Below are 4,691 nucleotides of genomic sequence, written 5' to 3'. Positions count from 1 at the left end.
CCATAAATTTTTACACCTTTACCCGTCCACTTGAAGTTATCGGCAAGTTGTAAAAAAAGTTGCTAAAAGATTTTTAAAAATGAATGATTTTTGGAGGGGCTGAAAATTTGATAATAAAATTCGGCTAGTTAGTTAATCGGCAGATTTGATAATAATTAAAGTAAAGGTAGTAATACGTGATTATCCCCTGTGGCTAGTGCGTGGCGGCAATTTTAAGGTCTTTGATATCTCTATCGTGTTGCTCGACTTTTTCGGTGATTTTATCCATTTTATCGGAAAGATTGTTGAGAGCCGACTTTATGTCCGAAAAATTGGCCTGATTTTCCGAACAATCGCGCTCATTCTTGTCATATAGGGCTCTCATGAGTGAGCGCATATCCATAAAATTCGACTCAATTTCGGATTTATCCTCTTAAGGAGAATGGCATTATTATAATGTTCGATCTCTGTTTTTTGCGGTTTTTCCGCAGTTGGTTTCTTGGTTGAGGACTTTTTTTTCGACATGATTTGGGCATCCTAATTTTAAATGTCGCCCGCTGTCAATTTCAAATTCAGAGCCGCTTGTTTTCCCCGATCCGTAACTCCAAACCCCAAACCTCAAAAAATCCACCTAAATAACCCACTGAAATCACATAACTATTCCCGCCTCTTCAAAAATAATCAACCAAACCAAAAATTTCACGCAACTTTTTTTGCACCCTGCCGATAACTTGGGTGAGCCAATAAACAGGCCGTCTTTTGTGGCCCCAAAGAAAGACAGTTGGAGGATTCACTATGGCCGATGTTAAATTTTATGGAACCCTTGGCGGATGCTATGAGGATCTCGGATTTTTTTCCACCGACAAGGAAATCCGCAAGGATGGGCAGTCGACCCCTCAAAATATCGGGCGGTGCGCAAGCGGCGGCCTCGAGCTGGTTTTTCCACACGAGATAAACGACGCGGTGACCCTTTACCAGATCCCCTCCCTCACCTTCGGCGTCGAAGAGATTTTGCCGGGCCCGAAACAGGGGCGTTTCGACGAGGCCCGCGGCCGGCAGGGACTAGAGGGCCTTCCTCTTGAGGGGTCGTACACCCTTCTTGTCCAGCCTTTTGGAAAAAGCAATTTTGGACGGCGTTTTGCGTTTGGCCCCAACATTGGTTTCGGCCCCTCTTTTGTCCGGGCAAAAGATTCCGGCTATGACCCCGAGGTGACCAAAATCGAAGAGGCCACGGAAGAGGACACAGCCATTTCGGACGGCGAGGGGGATGTTGTCGGCCAAAACGGTGTTTCCGACGAGGACGGCGACGGACGGGTGGATGGCCATCCCACCGACGGGATACTCATCGACAACCAGCCCGGCGTGATCGACCCCAATTCCCCTCTCTGGAAGTTTAAGGCCGGTGCTGCTGTCTATTTTAATCTTCGAAAAGACCCCGAAAAAAATCCGGTCTGGTTGTCGGCGGATTTCAATTTTTTTGTGGACCGTTTTGGAACCTACACGCCGGAACTGCGTCGGGGTGAGAGAATCGGTTATGCCGCCCCCGGTTATGGGGCGCGCCTGGCGCTTCATGTTCCTCTGGGCGGGAGCGATAAATTGCCGGAAGCCCCGGAGGTGAAAAAATACGGCTACGATGAGAAAGAGTATCTTGTTGCATCGGAGATTCCTTCGCCAAGACTGCAGGAAAAAGAGCAATATGCAAACTGGCTTGTCCAGGTCGAAGAGAACAGGGATTTCAACCCGGACAATCTTACCTATCTTGCTCGGCTGAATAAAATCGGTTTTCCCTGGAAGGAAGAGGAGATCAAGGTAGAGACCCAATGGCTCCCCACCTTTGACGCCAATGATAATAAAAAGGTGACCGGATGGGAATACAAGACTGTCTTTCTGGTTAAAGACCCCCAGACAGAAGAATGGCTCCCTCTGATGGACGGCTTCAACCAGGGAAATTATGGTGTGGCCCACAAATACCATACCCCCGAATCGTTGGGCGACATGCTGACCCGCGGCGAGGCAAAAAAGACAAGGGTTATCAACAGTTTCTCCACAATCAACGCCTTTTTAGAAAAGGCGCGCATCGAATACGAAACCCTCCGTCCGGGGCCTTCGCCGACTAAGAAGGGGACCCTCGGCGCTACCGATATGGAACAACTGGCCGCCCTCGCCTCTGCCAACTATTCATCGGATGCGGAAAGGGAAAAGGCTGTGAGAAAGGTCCTTAAGGGTATTATAAAAGGGGGCAACAAACAGGATATTGACGCCTTTATCAAGGCGGCTGGCGAACTCAATAAAGAGGGGAACAAGGATATTAAATTTGTTATCTACGGCCACGCCAGTCTGGATTTTTACCCCGCCAACGATGAGCTTTCCCTGCGACGGGCCCAGATGGCCGAATATGTCCTGATTGCCCTGGGGGTTGATCCGAAGAGAATTGTCGAAATTGATGGCGTCGGAGAGAAAGATCCAATCAACCCCGGCGATGAAAATAATGCCTCTTTTCGCAAAAGTGCCGCCAACAAGGAGAATCAGCGGATAGAACTTATTCCCATTGATCCCAGCTCGGGGATGGAGGTTGACCGCGTGGAGTATCGGAAGAAAAAGGGAAAGACCGTCACCACGGAAACCCCTGTTATGCCAGTCGACTGGGAAAAGGCGGTGGTCGGTCTTTCGGTGGAAAACCTCCAGCCGAACAATCCGGTGGCGAAGCCGGTTGATGTGGAGAAGACAGCAAGCGGCGGGTTGGACGATACCTTCCGCCATTACCGGAAAGAGAAAGATGAAGGCTGGACCCAGATTACCGATCCGGCGCCAGTCCCCGCGTCGACCGAGGAGGTTCCCCCCAATGCCTTTCTCACCCGTGACATTCCGATGTGGACGCTTGAGGAGAAAAAGGAGGATTTGGTCCCCAGTGAAGTGGCGCCGTTTAATCGAGATCGTGTCGGTCAAAATCCGCGGGGACCGCTCGATGAGCCGCCGGCCTCCTTCGTCGCGCCGACCTCCGCCGAAGAGTACAGGGAGGCCCTGGCCTCTGCCAAAGGGGACGGGGAAGGGCCATTGGGCCAGGTTGCCCCTCTCGCGAAGAAATATAAAAAGCCGGAAGCCGCCACCGACGCCGCCACTGACCTTGAAACGGTCAAAACCTCGATGATTGCCCTTGAATGGGCATGGGTTACGATCGATCAACTCCGCCAGGCGGCCAGGGTTGCAAATGAAAACGTGTTGAATCGGACGGAGCGCAACAGTTACCTTAAGGAATGTGAAAGGCTGATCCGCAAAATAGCCGACGCCCATAAAGAACTTGAGCAGTTGGAACCGATCATCAAAACGCGCGCTACCGTGGAAGGAAGGACGATGACATTGCCGACCACGACCATGACAGGGCAATCCGCCGCTCCCGCCCCGCCTCCCGCAGAGCCCCCAACGGACGGGGAGGAAGAGGCGCCAATAGATATGGATATTTATGAGTAATCGACCATCACGGAGCGATTGGTTATGCTCGACAAAATCTATATCCTTGTCAGCGAGGAAGATCGCAAAATCTACGAAACCTGCGACGACGGGAATCCACAAAAAGGCGCGTTTCGCAGTAAGGGAACGGAGGGTGCTGAAACGCTTTGTTCTGTTGAGCTCAACGACGAGGCCATTCTTGAATTTCGGGACAAATATCTCTCCGCGGTCAAACCCCGCAAACTTTTATCAGATCCCGATAACGCCGACACTTTAACCCTTTACAACCTTTTCAAAAACCCCGGCCGTTTTCATTTTATCGTTCCGGCCAATGCCTATGCCAAAAGCATTCTCGGTACTTGGTTTCCCACGGCCAAATCGAAACCGAACGCCTATCCGGCCGAAGGGCTTGCCCGGTTCGATTTGACCGACCGCAACATCACGTTGGGGCAAATGGCCGACCATGCCAATTTTATCGTCGAATATTTTCCATCGGATAGGGAAGCGTTTGATGTGACAAAAATCGCGCAGAACTACGGCGTTGATTTTCTCAATTTTACCCTTTATGCCTACGATAAGGTGAAGGAAGCGGGGCTTCTTCGCACTCCCTTGGTTTCAACCGGCACTGGAGGGGGCATGGGGCCAACCGTCGGTTCATCGGTTGTTACCGGGGGCTCACCTGCCTCGACCTCCCCCGCGAGAACCACCCCGCCGGCCGGGCCGCCGAGAGGCGCTCCTTCGGCCAAGCCTCCTGCCGGAACCAAAAAACCGGAGCCCAAAAAGCCGGCGCCAAAACCGGATGGGGGCCGTTGTCCCGGTGGAACGCCGCCCGAGTGTTGTGACAAGGACCCGAATAACGACACTTCCGATTGCTGACCATGCCTGACACTCTCTCTATTAAATAATAAAAATATAATGAAAACATATAGTTATAAAAATTATAGGGTCCCCCTCATTTTTCAAGCAACTTTTTTTGCGCCTTGCCGATAACTTGGGTGAGCGAATAAACAGGCCGTCCTTTGGTGGCCCTTTAAGAAAGACAGGAGGATACGACCATGGGAGATGTGAGCATCACAGGTTCTTACGAGCTGGGAGGTTACGGATACGATTTTAAAGACCCCAGGGAAGGGAGCGAGCAGGTCAAGGCCGAAGATGGCCTGGTTCCCTACAGAGGCTGGTCCCATACCTTGGGGGGCAATGTTGTTTATCGGCCAGGGTCCTCCGGTTTCGAGGTTTTCGGCGGCCTTGGTTTTCGGTTTGAAAAT

4 protein-coding genes are annotated in these 4,691 nt (G+C 51.4%); 3 read left to right on the top strand and 1 reads right to left on the bottom strand.

From position 1 onward, the window contains the following. Positions 1-193 precede the first annotated feature (193 nt). Positions 194-364, bottom strand: coding sequence for a hypothetical protein (locus HYU99_11795; protein ID MBI2341029.1), 171 nt, complete (start codon positions 362-364; stop codon positions 194-196). Positions 365-774: 410 nt separating this feature from the next. Between HYU99_11795 and HYU99_11790 the strand changes: the two genes are divergently transcribed. From HYU99_11790 to HYU99_11780, 3 genes are all read left to right on the top strand, one after another. Beyond that, positions 775-3,447, top strand: a complete 2,673-nt coding sequence (locus HYU99_11790) for an OmpA family protein (protein ID MBI2341028.1) — start codon at positions 775-777, stop codon at positions 3,445-3,447. 24 nt (positions 3,448-3,471) lie between these two features. After that, on the top strand, positions 3,472-4,302 hold the full coding sequence (locus tag HYU99_11785; GenBank protein MBI2341027.1) for a hypothetical protein: 831 nt from the start codon (positions 3,472-3,474) through the stop codon (positions 4,300-4,302). 179 nt (positions 4,303-4,481) lie between these two features. After that, positions 4,482-4,691 (top strand): hypothetical protein (locus tag HYU99_11780; protein MBI2341026.1); only part of this gene is annotated, 210 nt, incomplete at its 3' end.

The organism is Deltaproteobacteria bacterium (assembly GCA_016183175.1).
GTDB lineage: Bacteria > UBA10199 > UBA10199 > UBA10199 > SBBF01 > JACPFC01.
This window is presented reverse-complemented; position numbering and strand designations above follow the sequence as displayed.

Coding starts and splice junctions, on each gene's coding strand:
- HYU99_11795 (MBI2341029.1), bottom strand. CDS start 364: ATGAGAGCCCTATATGACAAGAATGAGCGCGATTGTTCGGAAAATCAG.
- HYU99_11790 (MBI2341028.1), top strand. CDS start 775: ATGGCCGATGTTAAATTTTATGGAACCCTTGGCGGATGCTATGAGGAT.
- HYU99_11785 (MBI2341027.1), top strand. CDS start 3,472: ATGCTCGACAAAATCTATATCCTTGTCAGCGAGGAAGATCGCAAAATC.